At 69.7% G+C, this 19,768-nt stretch carries 20 protein-coding genes; 11 read left to right on the forward strand and 9 right to left on the reverse strand.

Going from position 1 to position 19,768, the window contains the following annotated elements; translation table 11 throughout:
• Positions 1 to 17: 17 nt before the first annotated feature.
• The 3 genes from AC3IPP_RS17020 to AC3IPP_RS17030 all read right to left on the reverse strand — a co-directional run bounded on the left by AC3IPP_RS17020 (position 18) and on the right by AC3IPP_RS17030 (position 1,054).
• The gene (locus tag AC3IPP_RS17020; RefSeq protein ID WP_003166483.1) at positions 18 to 197 is read right to left on the reverse strand and encodes a DUF1328 domain-containing protein; all 180 of its coding nucleotides are present in this window, start codon (positions 195 to 197) and stop codon (positions 18 to 20) included.
• 102 nt (positions 198 to 299) lie between these two features.
• A complete protein-coding gene (locus AC3IPP_RS17025; protein WP_087141845.1) occupies positions 300 to 710 on the reverse strand; it encodes a hypothetical protein in 411 nt (136 codons plus the stop codon).
• On the reverse strand, positions 710 to 1,054 hold the full coding sequence (locus AC3IPP_RS17030; protein WP_087141844.1) for a glycine zipper domain-containing protein: 345 nt from the start codon (positions 1,052 to 1,054) through the stop codon (positions 710 to 712). Before AC3IPP_RS17030 ends, AC3IPP_RS17025 begins: the two co-directional genes overlap by 1 nt.
• 158 nt (positions 1,055 to 1,212) lie before the next feature.
• On the opposite strand from AC3IPP_RS17030, the gene AC3IPP_RS17035 reads away from it, so the two are divergent.
• The 6 genes from AC3IPP_RS17035 to murJ all read left to right on the forward strand — a co-directional run bounded on the left by AC3IPP_RS17035 (position 1,213) and on the right by murJ (position 10,851).
• Positions 1,213 to 1,866, forward strand: coding sequence for a fumarylacetoacetate hydrolase family protein (locus AC3IPP_RS17035; RefSeq protein WP_489149797.1), 654 nt, complete (start codon positions 1,213 to 1,215; stop codon positions 1,864 to 1,866).
• Entirely contained in the window at positions 1,863 to 2,495 is a 633-nt protein-coding gene (maiA, locus tag AC3IPP_RS17040) for a maleylacetoacetate isomerase (protein WP_489149798.1), read from the forward strand. Before AC3IPP_RS17035 ends, maiA begins: the two co-directional genes overlap by 4 nt.
• Before the next feature lie 69 nt (positions 2,496 to 2,564).
• Positions 2,565 to 3,464: an aldo/keto reductase gene (locus AC3IPP_RS17045; RefSeq protein WP_489149799.1), complete on the forward strand. Its 900-nt coding sequence runs from the start codon at positions 2,565 to 2,567 to the stop codon at positions 3,462 to 3,464.
• 95 nt (positions 3,465 to 3,559) lie between these two features.
• Positions 3,560 to 6,265 carry a DNA mismatch repair protein MutS gene (gene mutS, locus AC3IPP_RS17050; RefSeq protein WP_489149800.1) on the forward strand — a complete coding sequence of 902 codons (2,706 nt, stop codon included), beginning with the start codon at positions 3,560 to 3,562 and terminating at the stop codon, positions 6,263 to 6,265.
• Positions 6,266 to 6,414: 149 nt separating this feature from the next.
• Positions 6,415 to 9,117: a [protein-PII] uridylyltransferase gene (gene glnD / locus AC3IPP_RS17055; RefSeq protein ID WP_489177424.1), complete on the forward strand. Its 2,703-nt coding sequence runs from the start codon at positions 6,415 to 6,417 to the stop codon at positions 9,115 to 9,117.
• Positions 9,118 to 9,147: 30 nt separating this feature from the next.
• The gene (gene murJ / locus AC3IPP_RS17060; protein ID WP_489149802.1) at positions 9,148 to 10,851 is read left to right on the forward strand and encodes a murein biosynthesis integral membrane protein MurJ; all 1,704 of its coding nucleotides are present in this window, start codon (positions 9,148 to 9,150) and stop codon (positions 10,849 to 10,851) included.
• Here murJ and AC3IPP_RS17065 read toward each other — a convergent pair.
• The gene (locus tag AC3IPP_RS17065; RefSeq protein ID WP_489149803.1) at positions 10,846 to 11,349 is read right to left on the reverse strand and encodes a hypothetical protein; all 504 of its coding nucleotides are present in this window, start codon (positions 11,347 to 11,349) and stop codon (positions 10,846 to 10,848) included. The genes murJ and AC3IPP_RS17065 overlap by 6 nt on opposite strands.
• Positions 11,350 to 11,599: 250 nt before the next feature.
• On the opposite strand from AC3IPP_RS17065, the gene trpS reads away from it, so the two are divergent.
• From trpS to AC3IPP_RS17080, 3 genes are read left to right on the forward strand one after another with little or no spacing between them, the layout of a single operon-like run.
• Positions 11,600 to 12,637 carry a tryptophan--tRNA ligase gene (gene trpS / locus AC3IPP_RS17070; RefSeq protein ID WP_087141837.1) on the forward strand — a complete coding sequence of 346 codons (1,038 nt, stop codon included), beginning with the start codon at positions 11,600 to 11,602 and terminating at the stop codon, positions 12,635 to 12,637.
• A 5-nt stretch (positions 12,638 to 12,642) separates the two neighbouring features.
• Positions 12,643 to 13,383, forward strand: a complete 741-nt coding sequence (locus tag AC3IPP_RS17075) for a GNAT family N-acetyltransferase (protein WP_489149804.1) — start codon at positions 12,643 to 12,645, stop codon at positions 13,381 to 13,383.
• A 33-nt stretch (positions 13,384 to 13,416) separates the two neighbouring features.
• Positions 13,417 to 13,881 carry an OsmC family protein gene (locus tag AC3IPP_RS17080; RefSeq protein ID WP_489149805.1) on the forward strand — a complete coding sequence of 155 codons (465 nt, stop codon included), beginning with the start codon at positions 13,417 to 13,419 and terminating at the stop codon, positions 13,879 to 13,881.
• A 5-nt stretch (positions 13,882 to 13,886) separates the two neighbouring features.
• Here AC3IPP_RS17080 and AC3IPP_RS17085 read toward each other — a convergent pair whose 3' ends face one another.
• The 3 genes from AC3IPP_RS17085 to AC3IPP_RS17095 all read right to left on the reverse strand — a co-directional run bounded on the left by AC3IPP_RS17085 (position 13,887) and on the right by AC3IPP_RS17095 (position 16,088).
• A complete protein-coding gene (locus AC3IPP_RS17085; protein ID WP_489149806.1) occupies positions 13,887 to 14,810 on the reverse strand; it encodes an NAD(P)/FAD-dependent oxidoreductase in 924 nt (307 codons plus the stop codon).
• Complete coding sequence (locus AC3IPP_RS17090; RefSeq protein WP_489149807.1) at positions 14,779 to 15,267, reverse strand: Rrf2 family transcriptional regulator; 489 nt, start codon at positions 15,265 to 15,267, stop codon at positions 14,779 to 14,781. The genes AC3IPP_RS17085 and AC3IPP_RS17090 overlap by 32 nt, the downstream gene beginning before the upstream one ends.
• A gap of 71 nt (positions 15,268 to 15,338) precedes the next feature.
• Positions 15,339 to 16,088 carry a dienelactone hydrolase family protein gene (locus AC3IPP_RS17095; protein ID WP_087141832.1) on the reverse strand — a complete coding sequence of 250 codons (750 nt, stop codon included), beginning with the start codon at positions 16,086 to 16,088 and terminating at the stop codon, positions 15,339 to 15,341.
• Between the two features lie 110 nt (positions 16,089 to 16,198).
• On the opposite strand from AC3IPP_RS17095, the gene AC3IPP_RS17100 reads away from it, so the two are divergent.
• A complete protein-coding gene (locus tag AC3IPP_RS17100; RefSeq protein ID WP_489149808.1) occupies positions 16,199 to 16,828 on the forward strand; it encodes a PadR family transcriptional regulator in 630 nt (209 codons plus the stop codon).
• Complete coding sequence (locus AC3IPP_RS17105; RefSeq protein ID WP_489149809.1) at positions 16,825 to 17,640, forward strand: siderophore-interacting protein; 816 nt, start codon at positions 16,825 to 16,827, stop codon at positions 17,638 to 17,640. The genes AC3IPP_RS17100 and AC3IPP_RS17105 overlap by 4 nt, the downstream gene beginning before the upstream one ends.
• Before the next feature lie 112 nt (positions 17,641 to 17,752).
• On the opposite strand, the gene purH is transcribed toward AC3IPP_RS17105, so the two are convergent.
• On the reverse strand, positions 17,753 to 19,357 hold the full coding sequence (purH, locus tag AC3IPP_RS17110; RefSeq protein WP_489149810.1) for a bifunctional phosphoribosylaminoimidazolecarboxamide formyltransferase/IMP cyclohydrolase: 1,605 nt from the start codon (positions 19,355 to 19,357) through the stop codon (positions 17,753 to 17,755).
• 66 nt (positions 19,358 to 19,423) lie between these two features.
• Positions 19,424 to 19,762 carry a hypothetical protein gene (locus tag AC3IPP_RS17115; protein WP_489149811.1) on the reverse strand — a complete coding sequence of 113 codons (339 nt, stop codon included), beginning with the start codon at positions 19,760 to 19,762 and terminating at the stop codon, positions 19,424 to 19,426.
• Positions 19,763 to 19,768 lie beyond the last annotated feature (6 nt).

The raw sequence follows: 19,768 nt of genomic DNA on the forward strand, positions 1-19,768 counted from the left end.
AATGTCTGGCCGTTCGGCTAGATGCGTGGTCCGCCGCGCCCCCTCAGGCCGCCGACCAGCAGGGAGACGACGAACAGGATAACGGCGATGATGGCGATGAATTTGGCGATCTCGAACGACATGCCCGAGATGCCGCCGAAGCCGAGAACAGCCGCGACTAAGGCGATGATGAAGAAAATAATAGCCCAGCGAAGCATAGGCGAACCCTCCGAGAAGTGTTGACGGGAGCGAGCTTTCGACCTCTCCCGTCGATAGCGCCGCTTGCCTGAAACAACGCCTCGGAGATTTGGCTGTTCCCTTTAACGACGACGCCCTGTGCGGCTTGTGCTGCGGCTCTTCTCGGTGAAGGCCGCCGCCACCATGGTGGCCAGCGCCGGGTTGCGCAGGAAGATGAAGCCGCCCGCCAGAGCCGCCGCGGCGCCCAGGATCGGGCGCTGCTGGAACAGCCGGAAGGCCCGTACGCCCAGGCCCTCGGGCTCGTCGTATTCTTCGTCCTCGTCATCACCATGCGCCCGTCGCACGAACACCAGGGCGACGATGGCCGCGATCAGGGCGAACAGCAGGGCGGTCAGGGCGGCGCCGATGAGAGGCGGCACGACCAGCAGCAGCAGATAATAGACCGTGGCCCCCAGGGCGACCATGGCCACGAAGGCCGCGCCGGCGGCGACGAAGGTCGCCACCGCGCGGTTGATGAGCCCCCGCCCGATCATCAGCGCCGACGCCCGGCCAGCAGCAGGCCCAGGACGACGCCGACGCCCAGGGCGATGGCGGTCGACTGGATCGGACGCTCCTGCACGCGCTCGACGACATAGCGCTGGGCTTCGTCGAACTTCTCGGCGGCGTCGTCGTAATATTCGCGGCCGCGCACCTTGGCGTCGTCATAATAGCCGCGCGCTTTTTCGCGCAGCTCCTCGCCCTGCTCGCGCAGGCGGGCTTCGGCCTCTGAGGCCTTTTCCTTCAGACGCTGGGTTTCCTCGCGGGCGCCCGTCTTGAGGTCCTCCTTGAGGGTCTTGAGGTCGTTCTTGATGTCTTCACGAGCCTTGGACGTGGCCATGATGCGCGCTCCGCTCCTTGTGTAAGCTTGACGATTAAATAGAGAAGCCCTGCCCGGAACGCCACACCGACGATCAAGGTTCCTGCAATGCAGCATGGGCGACGGTCGCGGCGGAGGCCATCTGGCGCGACGCGCGCCGCGCTTCTAGAACAGGTCTCATGACCCAGTGGTTGTTCCCGCCCGCGCCGACGCCGTCCCTGCCGATTGAGGGGGAGGCGCGCCGCCTGCCCGTGCGGCGCATCCTGTGCGTGGGTCAGAACTACGCCGCCCACGCCCGCGAAATGGGGGCCGATCCCGACAAGCCCGCGCCCTTCTTCTTCGCCAAGCCGGGCGACGCCCTGGCCGTGGATGGGGCTGATCCGACCTATCCGTCGGCGACGCAGAACCTGCATTATGAAGTCGAGCTGGTCGTGGCCCTGGGCGCGGACGCCCGGCCGGTCGGCTGGGCGGTCGGCGTCGATCTGACGCGGCGCGATCTTCAGACCGAGGCGAAGGCCAAGGGGCGGCCGTGGGAGGCGGGCAAGGCCTTCGATCAGTCGGCGCCCTGCGGCGCGTTGAGCTTGAGGCCGCCCGCGCCTGACGCGGTCATTGAACTGAAGGTCAACGGCGAGGTCCGTCAGTCCAGCCGCCTGTCCGATATGATCTGGAACGTGGACGGCGTCCTGTCCAAGGCGTCCGAACTGTGGGCGCTGCAACCCGGCGACCTGATCTTCACCGGCACGCCCGAAGGGGTCGGCCCCATCCAGCGCGGCGATCGGGTCGAGGCGATCATCAGCGGCCTGCCCCCGCTCAACTTCACGGTGAAATCATGATCCTGCACGGCTACTGGCGCTCGGGCACCAGCTATCGCACCCGCATCGCCCTCAATCTGAAGGGGTTGGAGTATCAACAGGCGGCGCTGGATCTGCGCACGGGCGCGCAGAAGTCCGACGCCTACCTCCGGCTCAATCCGCAAGGCCTGGTCCCGGCGCTGGAGACGGACGACGGCCTGGTGCTGACCCAGAGCCCGGCCATTCTGGAGTGGCTGGAGGAGACCCATCCCGAGCCGCCCCTGCTGCCGCGTGATGCGGCGGGCCGGGCGCAGGTGCGGGCCATGGCGGCGGTGATCGGCTGCGACATCCATCCGCTCAACAATCTGCGGGTGCTGAAGGCCGTGCGCGGTCTGGGCGCCGATCAGGCGGGCGTGGACGCCTGGGCCGGTCAATGGATCATCGACGGCTTTACGGCGCTGGAGGCGTTGGTCGTGCGTCACGGCGAGGGCTGGTGCTTCGGCGCGACGCCGACCCTGGCGGACTGCTACCTGATGCCGCAGCTCTATTCGGCGCGGCGGTTCAACGTCGATCTGGCGGCCTTTCCGCGCCTGCTGGAGATCGAGGCGCGGGCCGAGGTCCACCCGGCCTTCATCGCCGCCCAACCGGAAAACCAGCCGGACGCGGATTAAGCGTCTTCATTCACCAACGACCTTGATTTCGGTCAATCTCCCTTAAGCTTTGACGGCGAAAGTGGCGGTGTGAGATTCGCCGTTCCGCCCTCTCCGGCCGACAAACTCGCCATCGCACTGGTGGTCGAGCCTGATCGGTCCCGCCCGCTGCCGCCCGGCCAGCGGGAGGAGGCGACGCGCCACCTGCTGCAGACCGCGGGCGACGCCGGGATCGGCCTGGTCGCCACCCGGCCAGAGGGCGACGTCGAACGGATGCTGGGTCAGGCCTGGCCCTTCCCTTCGCCCTTCCGCGTCACCGTCCGCACCGTGCCGCTGGCCGACGGACTGGACCGGGTCGAGGCCCGCGCCCGCCGCTCGCTGGAGCGGATGGGCCTGCCGCGCGGCGACGCCGTCCTGGTGCAGAACGCCGCCGATCTGGCGGGCGCCGAAGGTCGCGCGCTGTGGGACCGCCTTCAGGCGCTGAAGGCGCGCGGCGTCTTCCGCAAGGTCGGCTTCATCGCCACGGTCGAGGACGGCCCCGCCCTGTTGGCCCGTCGCTTCCAACCGGAAGTGGTGCAACTGACCTGCAACATCCTGGACCAGCGCGCGGCGCGGTGCGGCGTCATCGCCGAGCTGGCGAGCCAGGGCGTCGAGGTGCATCTGGCTTCGGTCTTCGCCCAGGGCCTGCTGTTCGCCAACCGCGACAGCCTGCCGCCCGAACTGGCCGCCCACGGCATGGCCCTGTCGCGCACGCGCCGCCGTCTGGCCGAGGCGCGCGTCGATCCGATGCAGGCGGCGCTGGCCTACGCCCTGACCCTGCCCGGCGTGGCCTCGGTCGTCGCCAGCGTGGCGTCATCAGCCGAGCTGCGGGCCATCATCGCCGCCTCCCACGCCCCGCGCCCCGACATCGACTGGGACGCCCTGGCGTTGGACGAGACGCCCGCCGCCCTGGCCTCGCGCCCGCGTCTGCGCCTGGTCAGCGCGGCCTGATCCACAGAGCTGTCCACAGGTCGCCTTGCGCCTGTGCATGAGGGGCGCCGCCCGCGCTTGAGGCGGCCGCCCTGATCCGCCACCCTGCGCGCCATATGAACGCGCCGCTTTCCCATCCCCCGAAAACCGAACTCAAGCCGGACGCCAAGCCCGACACCGGAACCACGCCGGTCATGGCGCAGTATCTGTCGGTCAAGGCCACCCAGCCGGAAGCCATGCTGTTCTTCCGCATGGGCGACTTTTACGAGCTGTTCTTCGAGGACGCCCAGAAGGCGGCGGCGGCGCTGGGCATCGCCCTGACCAAACGCGGCAAACATCAGGGGGAGGACATCCCCATGGCCGGGGTGCCGGTCCACGCCATGGACGGCTACCTGGCGCGGCTGATCCGTCAGGGCTTCAAGGTCGCCGTCTGCGAACAGCTGGAAGACCCCGCCGAGGCCAAGAAGCGCGGCTCCAAGGCCGTGGTCCATCGCGACATCGTGCGGGTGGTGACGCCCGGCACCCTGACCGAGGACACCCTGCTGGACGCGCGCGGCGCCAACCGTCTGGCGGCGGTGGCGATCCGTAAAGGAAGGGCCGCCGTGGCGGTGGTCGAACTGTCGGCGGGCGTGGTGGATTCGGTCGCCTGCGACCTGTCCGATCTGGGCGCAGCGCTGGCGGCGTTCCGTCCGTCCGAGGTGCTGGTCCCCGACCGCCTGTTCTCGGATGAGACGATGAAGGGCGCGCTGGACGGCTCGGGCGGGGTGGTTCAGGCCATGCCCCAGGCCCTGGCCGAGCCGGTCGGGGCGAAGGATAGGGTCCAGCGGCTTTACGGCGTCTCGGCGCTGGACGGTTTCGGCGCCTTTGAAGAGGCCGAGATTTCGGCCCTGGGCCTGATCGCCGCCTATCTGGAGACGACGCAGGCGGGCAAGATCCCCGCCCTGACCCCGCCGCGCCGCTCGGGCGAGAGCGGCTTCCTGGCCATCGATCCGGCGACCCGTCTCAGCCTCGAGATCGACCGCACCCAGCGGGGCGAGCGCGACGGCAGCCTGCTGCACGCCATCGACCGCACCGTGACCTCGGGCGGGGCGCGGGCGCTGGCCGAGCGTATCTCGCGACCATTGCGTGATCCGGCAGCGATCAACGCCGGGCTGGACGCGGTCGAGTGGCTGTTGGAGCGGCGTGATCTGCGACGCGACCTGCGCGAGTCTTTACGCGCCTCGGCCGATGTGGCGCGGGCGACCTCGCGGCTGGCGCTGGGACGCGGCGGACCGCGCGATCTGGCGGCCATCCGTTCGGGGTTGAAGACGGCGCAAGGTCTCAGCGCCCTGTTCGCGGCCTCGGCCAACGACCCGCTGGCCGGGCCGCCTGCGCGGGTGACGGCCTGCCTCGACCGGCTGGCGCTTGAGGGCGACCTGTCGCACCTGCTGGCCGAACTGACCGACGGCCTGATGGACGAGCCGCCGCATCTGGCGCGCGACGGCGGCTATGTGAACCCCGGCCACCAGCCCGAGCTGGACGCCGCCCGCACCCTGCGCGACGACAGCCGCAAGGTCATCGCCGAGCTGGAGGCCAAGGCCGTCGCCGACAGCGGCGTCGCCTTCAAGGTGCGCCACAACGCCGTCCTCGGCTACTTCCTCGAGACCAGCGCCAAGGCGGCCGAACCCCTGCTGCGCGCCGGACCGGACAGCCCCTTCATTCACCGCCAGACCCTGGCCAATCAGGTGCGTTTCACCACCGTCGAACTGTCGGAGCTGGACGCGAAAATCAGCCAGGCGGGGCACCGCGCCCTCGCCATCGAGGCTGAGACCTTCGAGGGTTGGCGGCGCGAAGTGGCGCGTCTGGCCGGGCCGCTGCAGGGCGTAGCCGAGGCGCTGGCCGAACTGGACGCCCACGCCGCCCTGGCCGAATGGGCCGAAGAGGTCGGGGCCGTGCGCCCCAGCGTCGACGATTCCTTGAGTTTCGCCGTCGAGGCGGGCCGTCACCCGGTGGTCGAGGCGGCGGTCAAGGCGCAGGGCCAGCCCTATACGCCCAACAACTGCCAGTTGGCGGGCGACGGCGTGGGCGCCTCGCGCCTGTCCATCGTCACCGGCCCGAACATGGCGGGTAAGTCGACCTTCCTGCGCCAAAACGCGCTTTTGGTGGTGCTGGCTCAGGCCGGGGCCTTCGTGCCGGCCCGGTCGATGACGCTGGGCGTGGTGGACCGGTTGTTCAGCCGCGTGGGCGCGGGCGACGATCTGGCGCGCGGCCGCTCCACCTTCATGATGGAGATGGTCGAGACGGCCGCCATCCTGACGCAGGCGACGGGGCGCAGCTTCGTCGTGCTGGATGAGATCGGGCGCGGCACCGCCACCTACGACGGCCTGGCCATCGCCTGGGCCACGGCCGAAGCCCTGCACGAAACCAACCGCGCGCGCACCCTGTTCGCCACCCACTATCATGAGCTGGCCCAACTGGAGGAACGGCTGGACCACGTCTGCAACCTGTCGATGAAGGCGAGGGAGTGGAACGGCGAACTGGTCTTCCTGCATGAGGCGGCGCCCGGTGCGGCGGACCGCTCCTACGGCGTGCAGGTGGCGCGTCTGGCCGGTGTGCCGACCGCCGTCGTCGGCCGCGCCCGCGAGGTGCTGGAGCGACTGGAGAATGAGAAGGCGGCGACCGCCCGTCTGGACGACCTGCCCCTGTTCGCCGCCGCCGAGCCGCCTCCGCCGCCGATGAAGTCCATGCTGGACGAGGCCGTCGCCGCCATCGACCCTGACGAACTGACCCCGCGCGAGGCGCTGGAGGCGCTGTATCGGCTGAAGGGTTTGGCGAAGACCTAACCCCCGCTCATCCCGGCGGACGCCGGGACCCAGTCCTTTGGCTTTAGGCGCGCGCTTAGACATTGGCAGCTCCAGCCTTACCGATGGAGGGCGAAGCTCTCACTGGATCCCGGCGTCCGCCGGGATGAGCGGGAAGAAAAGGGCGTGCTATGGTCGTCGCCGTGACCGCATCGCCTCCGCTCCCGCCCGCCGTTCTTGAGGCCGCCTCGGCGCCGGACCCGCGCGCCGCCGTCACTGCGCTCCTGCGTGAAAGCTTTGACGCCGACCGCGCCCGCGCCGCACGTCGGGCCGAGAGCGCCACCGACGGAGCCGAGGCCGCACATCTTTACGCCGAGGCCGCCGACGCCCTGCTGTCGACCCTGTGGCGGTTCGCGACCGAACAGGTCCATCCGGCTCCGGACGAGCGGCTGACCTTGCTGGCTGTCGGCGGCTATGGGCGCGGGGTATTGGCGCCGTTTTCGGACCTCGACCTGCTGTTCCTGCGGCCGGGGCGGGCGATCAGTCCGCGTGCGCAAGCGGTGGTGGAGTTCGTCCACTACGTCCTATGGGATCTGGGCCTGAAGGTCGGCTCGGCCTTCCGTTCCATTGGCGAGACCCTGACGCTGGCGCGCGACGACATGACGGTGCGCACGACCTTGTTGGAGGCGCGGGTGCTGGCGGGCGATACGGCCCTGGGCGATAGCCTGCTGAAGCGGTTCCGCACCGCCGTCGCCCGCGCCGACCCTCGCCCCTTCATCGCCGCCAAGATGGCCGAGCGCGATGTGCGCCTGCAGAAGACCGGCGCCGTCCGGTATCGCGTCGAGCCCAACATCAAGGACGGCAAGGGCGGGCTTCGCGACCTCAACACCCTATTCTGGATCGCCCGCTCCCTGGCCCCGGACAGCGAGCGGGGACAGGCGGCGCTGGAAGGCCTGCTGACCGCGCGCGAATTGCGCAGCTTCCGCGAGGCCATCGGCTTCCTGTGGCGGGTGCGCATCCTGCTGCATCTGGTCACGGGGCGGCCCGAGGAGAAGCTGACCTTCGACGTTCAGCCCGAGATCGCCCGGCGCATGGGCTGGCGCGGGCGGGGCGACGAACCGGCGGTCGAGCGCTTCATGCGCCGCTATTTCCAGGTCGCGCGCGAGGTCGGCGCCCTGACACGCGCCGTCTCGGCCCAGTTGGAGGCCCGTCAGCAGAAGAAGGCGGAAGGCTTGGCGCGCGGCCTGTCGCGGCTGATGCGGCGGCGCCGGATCAAGCTGGCCTTCGACGGTCTGGCGGTGGAGGAGGGGCGGCTGACCGTCACGGGGGCCAATGTCTTCGCGCGCGATCCGGTGCGCCTGCTGCTGCTGTTCGTCGAGGCGGACCGGCTGGACCTGGATCTGCACCCCGACGCCTTCGCGGCCGTGATCCGCTCGCTGACCCTTGTGACGCCCGCCCTGCGCCGCGATCCGCGCGCGGCCGAAGCTTTTCTGACGGTGCTGGCGCACGGTCAGCGGCCCTATCGCGTCCTGTCGATCATGAATGAGACGGGTTTCCTGGGTCGTTTCCTGCCCGAGTGGGGGCGGATCGTCGGCCAGACCCAGTTCAACATGTACCACGCCTATACTGTGGATGAGCATACCCTGCAGGCGGTCGGCGTCATCAACGACATCGCGCGTGGCAAACTGAAGGCGGACCACCCGGCCTCGACCGCCATCATCCCGCGCATCGCCGATATCGAGGCCCTGATGCTGGCCATGCTGCTGCATGACGTGGGCAAGGGCGGCGATCGAGGCCAGTTGGAGGACGGCGCCATCGCCGCGCGCCGGGCCTGCGAGCGGCTGGGCGTTGACCCGCGCCGGATCGAGCTGGTCGTCTGGCTGGTGCGCCACCACCTGCTGATGAGCGACTACGCCCAAAAGCGCGACGTGTCCGACCCCTCGACCGTGCGCGCCTTCGCCGAAGCGGTGGGCGACCCGGAACGGCTGCGGATGCTGATGGTGCTGACCGTGGCCGATATCCGCGCCGTGGGGCCGGGGGTGTGGAACGGCTGGAAGGGGCAACTGATGCGCGCCCTGTTCGAGGCGACCGAGGCTCTGTTCCGGGGCGACGCCGTGACGCGCGAAGACCCTCTGGCCGACCACCCGGCGCTGGTCGAACGGGCGCGACGCGAAGGGGCGGCGGTCGAGGCCCAGCCTGCCGAAGGGCCGCTGGAATCCACCGCTCGCGTGGCCGTGGCGGCGCGCGACCGGCCGGGCCTGTTCGCCGATCTGGCGGCGACGCTGTCGATGGCGGGCGCCGATGTGGTGGGGGCGCGGCTGGCCACGGCCGACGACGGCATGGCGCTGGACGTGTTCGAGATTCAGGACGGGGCGGGCGAGCCCTATGGCCGACGCGAGCCGCGACGGCTGGCCATTCTGGTCAAGGCGATGGAGCGGGCGGTGCTGAAGGGCGCGCGGACCTCGACCCTGGAGACGCCGCGCGTCAGCGCCCGCCGCGCCGTGTTCGAGGTGCGCCCGGTGGTGCGGATCGACGCCGATACGGGGACCAGCGCCGTGGTGATCGAGGTCTCGGGCGCCGACCGCCCCGGTCTGCTGGCGGACCTGGCGCGGACGATTTCGGCGCACGGCTATTCGACCCGCTCGGCCCATGTCGCCAGCTTCGGCGAGCGGGCGGTGGACGGCTTCTACATCACCGACGCGGACGGCCGGAAACCCAAGAGCAAGTCGAAGCTTGAAGCCTTGAAGGCCGATCTTCTGGAGGTGCTGGACCGCGCGCCCCAGGGACCGGCGGGGCGGCGCATCGTCCCTGTACGCGCCAGCGTGCGCGACGTTTCGGATCTGGAAGGCGCGCTGGGCCGCTCACCCGTATCCAGCGGCCCGCAGGCGCGCTAAGGCGTTTCGGGACCGAGCGCAGGAACAGCCGTGAACGACAAGACCGATCCCATCGAACCGGCCGCGCCGATTTCTGCGGCAAACGCCACGGTCGAGCCGGTGGTCCAGCCCCCCGCCTCCGTCGCGACGGGCAAGGCGAAATCGGGCGGCGTGGCGCGGTCCTCGGCCATTTTCAGCGCCATGACCCTGCTCAGCCGTCTGGCCGGGTTTGCGCGCGATCTGGTCATCACGGCGGCGCTGGGCGCCTCGGCGGGACCGGCGGCCGACGCCTATTATACGGCGCTGAACTTCCCCAATCTGTTCCGGCGCATCTTCGCCGAGGGCGCCTTCGCCGCCGCCTTCGTGCCCGCCTACGCCAAGACGCTGAAGAGCGAAGGCGAGGCGGCGGCCGACAAGGTGGCGACCGACGCCCTGGCCGCCGTGGCCGCCGTCACCGTGGCCCTGACCATCGTCGCCCAGCTGGCCATGCCGTGGCTGATGACCGTCATCAACATCGGCTTCCTGGACGATCCGGCGCGCTTCAAACTGGCGGTGATCCTGACTCAGATCACCATGCCCTACCTGCCCTGTATGGCGATCGCCGCCCTGCTCAGCGGCGTGCTGAACGCGCGCGGGCGCTTCATCGTCTCGGGCGCCTATCCGATCCTGTTGAACGTCATCATGCTGGCTGCCGTCTGGCCGGTGAAGGGCGATCAGATCGAGGCCGCCTACGCCGCCTCCTGGGCCGTGCTGGTCGCGGGCGTGGCGCAGGCGGGTCTGTGCTGGTGGGCGGCGCGCCGGGCCGGGGCGAACATCCGCCTCAGCCTGCCGAAGATGACCCCGGCGGTGAAGGCCATCATCATCACCGCCGTTCCCGCCGCCATCGGCAACAGCGCGACCCAGATCAACGTCTTCATCTCCGGTAACCTGTCCAGCTTCGTCGACGGCGGGCGCACCTGGCTGGCGACGGCGGACCGGCTGTATCAGTTGCCGCTGGGCCTGGTCGGGGTGGCCATCGGCATCGCCCTGCTGCCCAAGCTGTCGTCGGCGGTGGCGTCCGAGGACAAGGGGCAGCAGCAGGCCTCGATGGATGAGGCGCTGATCCTGTCGATGGCGCTGACCCTGCCGGCAGCGGCGGCCCTGATGGCCATGCCCTACTTCCTCATCGACGCCCTGTTCACGCGCGGCGCCTTCCTTCAGGTGGACGCCGTCAACACGGCCCACGCCCTGCTGCACTTCGGCTGGGGCGTGCCCGCCTTCGTCCTGATCCGCATCCTGGCCCCGGCCTTCTTCGCGCGCGGCGATACGCGACGGCCCATGGTCTTCGCCCTTGTTTCGGTGGCGGTGAACGCGGCGCTGGCGATCGGGCTGTTCTATCTCGGCATGGGGGTGTCGGGCATTGCGGCGGCGGTTAGCGCCTCGGCCTGGACCAATGTCATCCTGCTGGCGGCGACCCTGTGGCGGCGCGGCCATTACCGGCCCAGTCCGCGCGCGGTTTGGCGTCTGGGGCGCATCGCCCTGGCCAGCGCGGGCCTGGCGGCGGTGGTCGGCGCCGCCTCATGGGCGCGGCCCATGCTGCAGGCGCCGGTCGCGGACCTGCTGACCATGCTGGGTTCGACCCACGGCGCCAAGGAGATCACCTTGCTGCTGGTCGTGGCGGCGGGCGGTCTGGCCTATGTCGTCCTGGCCTTCCTGACGCGCGCCGTGACGGTCGCCGAGGTTAAGGGACTGGTCCGGCGCTCGGCCCGGTCATAGGTCCAGCAGAACCTCCAGCGCCTTCTTGAACTCCACCAGGCCCTGCCTGGCGCCGAGGGCCGCCGTCAGGGATTCCAGCGGCCCGTCGATGGCCGCCAGCGTCCCGCGCAGGGCGCGACGATAGAGGGACCAGCCCCGGCTCATCCCCGGATTCCGGCTGGGCTGGGCGGAGACGACCAGGCGATAGGTCGCCAGGATCGCCAGCATCTTGAAGCGCAGCGCCTCGCCCTGAAGGCGATGCTCGACCATGGGCGGGGCGGCGAAGTCCGCATCGCCGACGAGGGCGGTCAAGGCGTCGATGTCTTCCAGCGCCAGGCTGCGGGCGGCCAGGAAGGCCTCGTCCAGCACCGGATCGGCGGGGTCGCCGCCGCTGGTCAGGATCAGCGTCTCCCTGAACTCGGCGATCATGTTGATCAGATGACGCAGCAGCGCCAGCATCCGCGTCAGCGCCTGGCGAGAGTCGAAGCTCTCGGGCGGGGCGACTTCGAATTCATCCATGTCCTTCCCTCCGTACCTAAGGAAAGTGAAGCTAACACCGTTCCATGATCGCGGCGACGTGCGAACCGCCGCAGGAGTGTTGCCCTTCGCGCCCCGAACCGATAAGCGCGAGGACATGGCGCTTTCGGGACGAAAACTCGCTCACGGACGATGGCGCGGCTGACCTGCCGCCTCGTGCCTCCGCACGCCTGCCTTTCGCGCGGGATGACGCGCGCCGACATTCGCCTTTCGATTTCCGAGATCCATCATCATGACTGACCAGACTCCGGCCCAATACACCGGTCCGCGCCGCATCCTGTCCGGCATCCAGGCCTCCGGCGCCCTGCACCTGGGCAACTACCTGGGCGCGCTGAAGCGCTTCACCGAACTGCAGGAGACGGGCGCGCCGCTGTTCGTCTTCGTCGCTGACATGCACGCCATCACCGTCTGGCAGGAGCCCGAGAAGCTGGCCGCCCAGACGCGCGAGATCGCGGCGGCCTATCTGGCCTCGGGCCTCGACCCCGCCAAGGCCGTCATCTTCCCGCAGTCGGCCGTGCCCGCCCACGCCGAGCTGGCCTGGATCTTCAACTGCGTCGGCCGCCTGGGCTGGTTGGACCGGATGACCCAGTTCAAGGAGAAGTCGGGCAAGCACAAGGAACGCTCCAGCGTCGGCCTCTACACCTATCCGGTGCTGCAGGCGGCGGACATCCTGCTCTACAAGGCGACCGAAGTGCCGGTCGGCGAGGACCAGAAGCAGCATCTGGAGCTGACCCGCGACATCGCCCAGAAGTTCAACAACGACTTCGGCGCGCCGGGCTACTTCCCCCTGCCTGACCCGCTGATCCAGGGTCCGGCGACGCGGGTCATGTCCCTGCGCGACGGCGCGGCCAAGATGTCCAAGTCCGATCCGTCGGACCTGTCGCGTATCAATCTGACCGACGACGCCGACGCCATCGCCAACAAGATCCGCAAGGCCAAGACCGACATGGAGCCGCTGCCGGAAACGGTTGAGGGGCTGGAGGGCCGCGCCGAGGCCAAGAACCTGGTCGCCATCTACGCCGCCCTGGCCGACACCACGCGCGAGGCCGTGCTGGCCGAGTTCGCGGGCCAGGGCTTCGGCGCCTTCAAGCCCAAGCTGGCTGAACTGGCGGTGTCGTCCATGGCTGATGTCACGGCCGAGATGCGCCGCCTGATGAACGACCCGGCCGAGATCGACCGCGCCCTGGCTGCGGGCGCCGAAAAGGCCCGCGAGATCGCCGAGCCGACCATCGCCGAGGTCAAGAAGATCGTCGGTTTCTGGCAGGGCTGAACCGAATGGCGCACCCGCTCGACCGTCCGATCTGGAACGCCCTGACGTCCGCGCGTCAGGCGTCCCTGGCCGTGGGGACGGGCGGGGCGCTGCGGCTGGCGCCGGGCTACGGCGTTTTCGTCGCCGGCGTCGATCAGTCGCCGGAAAGTCTGGCGGCCATTTCGGCGCTGGAGCAGCCCGAGGGGATGCTGGCCACGGTTGAGGCGGAGCGCACCTCCGTCCCGCCCGGCCTGACGGTGCTGAAGGAGGCGGTGCTGGCGCAGATGGTGCTGGTCGATCTGGCTCCGGCCAAGGCGCGCGACATCGTCATCGAACCTCTGACCGAGGCCGACGCCCCGGCCATGCTGGCCCTGGCGACCCTGACCGAGCCGGGCCCCTTCTTCGACCGGACGCATCGGCTGGGCGACTTCTTCGGGGTCAAGCAGGACGGGCGGCTGCTGGCCATGGCGGGCGAACGGTTGAAGCCGGACGGCTTCACCGAGGTCTCTGGCGTCTGCGCCCATCCCGACGCGCGCGGGCGGGGCTACGCCGGGGCGCTGATGCGGGCGGTGATCGAGCGCATCCTGGCGCGCGGTGAGACGGCCTTCCTGCATTCCTATGCGGATAACGCCGGGGCTATCGCCCTTTATCATGCGCTGGGTTTCACCATTCGCGCCGAGATGCAGATGCGGATGCTGACCCAAGGCGATCTGGCCCCAGGTGATCTGACCCAAGGCGATCTGGCGAAAGCCGAACCGGGCGCCTAGCTTAAGCTTCGACCCCTTGTTTCGGAGCCCGTCATGAGCCAGCACGTCGCCGTCGTCGAATGGAACCGGGGCGATCAGCCCTTCAGTGACAACAAATACGGACGCGGCCATGACTGGCGCTTCGACGGCGGCGCGGTGGTGCGCGGTTCGTCCGCGCCCTCGCCCATGATCCCGCCGCCCCTGTCCGAAGAGGCGGCGGTGGACCCGGAAGAGGCCCTGGTCGCCGCCCTGTCGAGCTGCCACATGCTGTTCTTCCTGGCCTTCGCCCGCAAGGACGGCTTCGTGGTCGATTCCTATCGCGATGAGGCGGAGGGAACCCTCGGCAAGGATGAGCGCGGCAAGATGTCGATCACCGAAGTGGTGCTGCGCCCTGCCGTGACCTGGTCGGGGGACAAGCAGCCGGACGCGGCGGCTGTCGCCGACCTGCATCACCGCGCCCATGACGTCTGCTACATCGCCAACTCGGTCCGCGCCGAGGTGAAGGTCGAGCCGCGCTGAAATCTTCAGGCCGTCTCCTCTTCGATCAGGGAGCGGAAGGCGGCGTGGGCGGCGGTCATGCCGTCCGTCGTCGCCAGGGTGATGTTGCCTGCGGGCCGCGCCAGGTCGCCGGCGGCGAAGACGCCCGGCTGGCTGGTCTGTTGCTGAGCGTCGACCTTGACGATGCGGCCCATGGGGGTGTCGGTCATCTCGCAGCCCAGGCGTTCGGCGAAGCCGCCGGACTGCCGCACATGGGCGCCGACGAAGACGGCCTTCAGCGGGATGAAGCGGCCGTCCGTCAGACGCGCCCCGGTCAGGGTCGGCGCCTCGCCTCCCAGGCGTTCGACGGGCGTCGGCTCGATGGTCACGCCGCGCCGCGCCAGCACGCGCGCGTCGTCTTCGCTCAGGCGCGCCGGGTCGATGAACAGCACGGCCTGGCCCCATTCGGCGACGACGCTCGCATACTGGACCGCATGGTCGCCGCGCCCCAGGACGCCGATCGGCCCGCCGCCGACCTCGTAGCCGTGACACCACGGGCAGTGCAGGGCGGTGCGGCCCCAACGCTCCTTCACGCCGGGCAGGTCGGGCAGGACGTCCTCGACCCCGTGGGCCAGGATCAGACGACGGCCCATGGTGCGGCTGCCGTCGGCGAAGGCGACCGAGAAGCCGCCGTCGATGCGCGTCGCGTCCACCGCCTCGGCCATGCGGAAGGCGGCGGTGGGATAGGCCGCGACCTGGGTGCGGGCGGCGGCGGCGATCTCAGACCCCGGACGGCCGTCGTTGCTCAGCACCCCGTGCGCGCGGGCGGCGAAGCGGTTCCGGGGGCGGCCGTCGTCGATGACCAGGACGCGGCGGCGCGCCCGCACCAACTGCAGGGCGGCGGACAGGCCCGCGTAGGAGCCGCCGATGACGACGGCGTCATGGGGCATCGGATTTTCGCTGGTGCGCATGGAGCAGGTCTCGCTTGGGATCGGTGGCCAGCCGGCGCGAGAAGTCCGCCGCCAGATCGGCCAGGGTGATGGAGTTCAGCCGCGCGGCCAGCAGGGCGCGCGCGGCGGCGTAGGTGTCGGACAGGGCGTCGTTGACGGCGGCCTCGATCAGGCAGCTCTCCGCCTCGACCGGGGGCGTTTCGGGCAGCAGGCCGGGCTCGCCCAGGGCGGCGTGGACCTGGCCCAGGGTGACGGCCTCCAGCGGGCGCGCCAGCCGCCAGCCGCCGCCGTGGCCTTTCTCGGATATGACCAGCCCCTGTTCGCGCAGGCCCGCCATGGTCCGCCGGACCACGACCGGATTGGTTGACAGGCAGGTCGCCAGCATGTCCGAGGTCATCGGTCGGCCGCAGCGCTGTTCATGCTCGGCCATGTGCAGCAGGGCGTGCAGGATGTTGGAGAGGCGGGAGTCCCTTTTCATGTAACTTCAATTGTTACGTGATGGCTCGCACGTCAAGGCGCGGTCCAGAGATTATTTTCAGCAGACTATTTTCAGGCGTGAGGCGCTGCGTCTTTCAGGAAGGCGCCGAACCGGCGCAGCGCTTCTTCGGTCAGTTCGGGGTTATGGCGCATGGGGCCGTTGTTGGTCGGTTCGTCAAAGGCGTGCGTGCCGTCGGCGACCCAGCTTTCGACCTCTGAGCCGCAGTCACGGATCATGGCGTTGACCCGCTCGGCGTTGCGGACGGTGGTCAGGTGGTCGCGCTTGGCCGTCAGCGCCAGGACGCGTGGGCAATGCCGCCACGGCTTCATTCGGTTGAAGGCCCAGGGGCCGATATAGGAATAGGCTAGCCAGACGGCCTTCACCCCCGACAGATCGACGGTTGCGGGATCGGTCACCCCCATACGGCCCGGCTCGGGCGTCTCGCTCATCATCTCCATGATGGCCCAGCCGCCGTGACTCCACCCGCCCAGCATCAGCTGCGAGGCGTCCACGTCGGGCCGCTGCGAAATCCCGTGGATGGCCGCCAGCACGTCGCCCGCGCGCTCATAGCCGCGAAAGGCCAGACCGGTGCAGACGGCGGCCAGGGTGAAGGCCCGGCCCCAGCCGCGCGGCGCATAGGAATCGATGATGAAGGCGCGCCAGCCCGCCGCCTTCGCCGCCTCGGCGTAGCGCGGGAGATGGGCCCGCAGACCGCCGCAGCCGTGAAACAGCAACGCCGCCGGACGCGGGTGATCGTCGTCCGGTCCGACGACGTGAACATGGGGCTCTAGCTGGGCCCAGCGGGCGGCGACGGTGTCCATCGGCACAGCTTAATCCGTCCCATCGCCGAGGAAAGGGGTCTTGCGCTTTCAGCATATCGATATATCTGTTTGCGAGTTAGATATATCGAATTGAGAAAGAAGAGACGCAAATGAGAGGATCCAAGGGGATCGGAAAGCGCGGCTGCGGCATGAGCGGCGGTGCCAGAAGCGACATGGGCCACGGCTTCGCGCGCGGCCACGGCGGCCCCTTTCGGTCGATGCGGCCGGAGGGACGGCGCATGGGCGAGGGCCGGATGCGCGGCGAGGGCCACGGCCGGCGCGGCGGCGGCCGCATGTTCGAGCACGGCGCCCTGCGCTGGGTGCTGCTGTCGCTGATCGCGGACAAGCCCGCCCATGGCTATGAACTGATCAAGGCCATCGAGGCGCGCATGGGCGGCGCCTATACGCCCAGCCCCGGCGTCATCTACCCCAGTCTGACCCTGCTGGAAGACATGGGCGCGCTCAGCGCCGTCGCCGAGGGCGGCAAGAAACGCTACGCGATCACCGACGAGGGCCGCCGCCTGCTGGTCGAGAACGCCGAGGCCCTGGCTCACGCCGAGCGCAAGATGAAGGCCCTGCGCGGCCGCGCCGACCGCCCGGCGCGCATCGCCCAGGCCATCGAGGCCTTCCGCGCTGCGACCCATGAGCGCCTGACCCAGGAGCCGCCGCTCAGCGAGGCTCAGGTCGAGGCCATCGCCGATCTGATCGAAGCCGCAGCCGAAAAGGTGAGACAGGCATGACCGACGCCCTCCTCAGACAACCGCGCCGCGTGCGGCACGAGCTGAAATTCCGCCGCGCCCGTGTCGAAGCGGTGGAGCAACTGACGCCGGTGCTGAAGCGGATCGTCCTGACGGGCGACGAACTGGAGGGCTTCTTCAGTCCCGGCTTCGACGACCATGTGAAGATATTCCCCGCGCCGCGCGGCGAGCGTCTGGTCCTGCCGACGCTCGGACCGGACGGGCCGGTCTATGCCGAGCCCAAGCCGGTGGCGCGGGACTATACGCCGCGCGCCTTTGACGCCGCGAACCGGCGGCTGACCATCGACTTCGCCGTCGGTCACGGCGGTCCGGCCACGGCCTGGGCTGAGGATGCGCGACCGGGCGACGAACTGGGCCTGGGCGGCCCGCGGGGCTCTTTCCTGATTCCGACCAGTTTCGCCGAGCACCTGCTGATCGGCGATGAGGCGGCCATCCCCGCCATCGCTCGGCGGCTGGAGGAACTGCCAGCGACCGCGCGCGCCATCGTCTGCATCGAGGTGAACGACGTAGGCGGAGAGCTGGACCTGTCCAGTCCGGCGAACGTTGAGGTCGTCTGGGTGCACCGCAACGGCGGCCCGCGCGGCCGCCCTGAAGCCCTGACGGCGGCGGCGGTCGCGGCGGCGAAGCGGATCGACCCGGCCGACGCCTATGTCTGGGTCGCCTGCGAGTCCTCGGTCGCCCGGTCGATGCGCGCGGCCCTGCTGGCCGCCCGGCCATTCAACCAGAAATGGATGAAGGTCGCCGGCTACTGGCGCCTGGGCCGCGCCGGATCGCACGAGGTGATTGAGGACTGAGGCCCGACCGGGTCTAGGCCAAAGAAAAGGGCGCTGCCGACGACCGGCAGCGCCCTTTTGCTTGCGCTCAAGCAGCGGGCGACCGCGTCGCCCGCGTTAGCGCCCTTTCGGCCTAGTGCCGGAACACGCGCACGCCGGTGAAGGCCATGGCGATGCCGCGTTCGTCGGCGGCGGCGATGACTTCCTCGTCGCGGATCGAACCGCCCGGCTGGATCACCGCCGTGGCCCCGGCGGCGACGGCTTCCAGCAGGCCGTCGGCGAAGGGGAAGAAGGCTTCGGACGCACAGGCCGAACCCTCGGCCAGCGAATGGGCAAGACCCTTGGCCTCGCCCGCTTCCTTGGCGCGGATGGCGGCGATGCGGGCGCTGTCGCGACGGTTCATCTGGCCGGCGCCGATGCCCGCCGTCTGGCCGTCCTTGGCGTAGACGATGGCGTTGGACTTGACGTGCTTGGCCACGGTGAAGGCGAACAGCATGTCCTGGATCTCGGTCGGCGTCGGCTGGCGGCGCGTGACGATCTTCAGGTCGGACGGCTTGATCAGCGAGCGGTCGCGCGACTGGACCAGGAAGCCGCCGGCGACCGAGCGGAACACCTCGCCCGCGCCGTGCGGGTCGGGCAAGCCGTCGGTGATCAGCAGGCGCAGGTTCTTCTTGGCGGCGAAGACAGCCTTGGCCTCTTCGTCGGCGCCCGGCGCGATGACGACTTCGGTGAAGATGCCCGTGATGGCGCGCGCGTCTTCGCCGTTCAGCGGGCGGTTGACGGCGATGACGCCGCCGAAGGCCGACACGGCGTCGCATTCCAGCGCGCGGGCGTAGGCTTCCGACAAATCCTTGCCGACGGCCACGCCGCAGGGGTTGGCGTGCTTGACGATGACGCAGGCCGGAGCCTCGAACTCGGCGACCAGCTCATAGGCGGCGTCGGCGTCGGCGATGTTGTTGTAGCCTAGCTCCTTGCCCTGGACCTGGGTGGCGTAGGCCACGCCCGGACGCTTCTCGCCGGTGCGGTAGAAGGCGCCGGTCTGGTGCGGGTTCTCGCCATAGCGCAGGGTTTGCGCCAGCGAGCCGGCGATCGACTTGCGGGCCGGGGCGGCGTCTTCCAACTGACCCGCGAACCAGCCGGAAACGGCGGCGTCATAGGCGGCGGTGCGGGCGAAGGCGCGGGCGGCCAGTTGCTTGCGCAGGTTGAGCGAGGTCGAGCCGTCGGCCTTCAGCGCTTCGACGATCAGGCCGATGCTCTCGGCGTCGACGGCGACGGCGACGTGGCCGTGGTTCTTGCTGCCCGAACGGATCATGGCCGGGCCGCCGATGTCGATGTTTTCGATGGCCGCTTCAAAACCGCCGCCGGATTCCACCGTCTTCTCGAAGGGATAGAGGTCGATCCAGACGATATCGATGGCGCCGATATTGTGCTCGGTCATGGCGGCGGCGTGGGCCGGGGCGTTGCGCACGCCCAGCAGGCCGCCGTGCACCACGGGATGCAGGGTCTTGACCCGGCCGTCCATCATTTCCGGGAAGCCGGTCAGATCGGCCACATCCTTGACCGGCAGGCCGAAGCCCGCGATCGCCGCCTTGGTGCCGCCGGTCGTGACCAGTTCGACGCCCAGACCCGCCAGGGTGCGCGCGGCCTCTTCCAGCCCCGCCTTGTCCGACAGGGAGATCAGGGCGCGGACGGGTTTGATCGCGTCCGGGGCGGGCGGAAAGTCAGGAGCGGCGGGCATGGGCGGCGTCCGTTTACGGCTGGGGCGGGGAGATGGCGGGGCCTCTAGCACCAACAGGGCGCGGCGTCAGCCCTTGGCGGCCTCGGCCTTCGGCATGGCGATGAAGTCTCCACGCCGAGCAGGCCGCCAATCCTCTTCGGCGGGCCAGGTGTTCTTTGGGCCTGCCCAGCGTGTCGCCATATAGGCCTCGGGCTCCAGCGGCTCGCCGTTCAGCAGAAGCTCGCACTGGATGCTCAGGAGGCGGGCGGACATGCGCACCGACAGCTCACCCTCGCCGATCATGGTCAGCCACGGTTCCGCGTAGGACTGGCGCGTACGGAACATGCCGCGACTGTCCTGCACCGTCTCGTCATTGACCCTGAGGCGTTCCTGCGCCCAACCGACCCAGCTGAAGGCGTTGTCCACGCAGAC

Source organism: Brevundimonas sp. KH_060 (assembly GCF_057838275.1).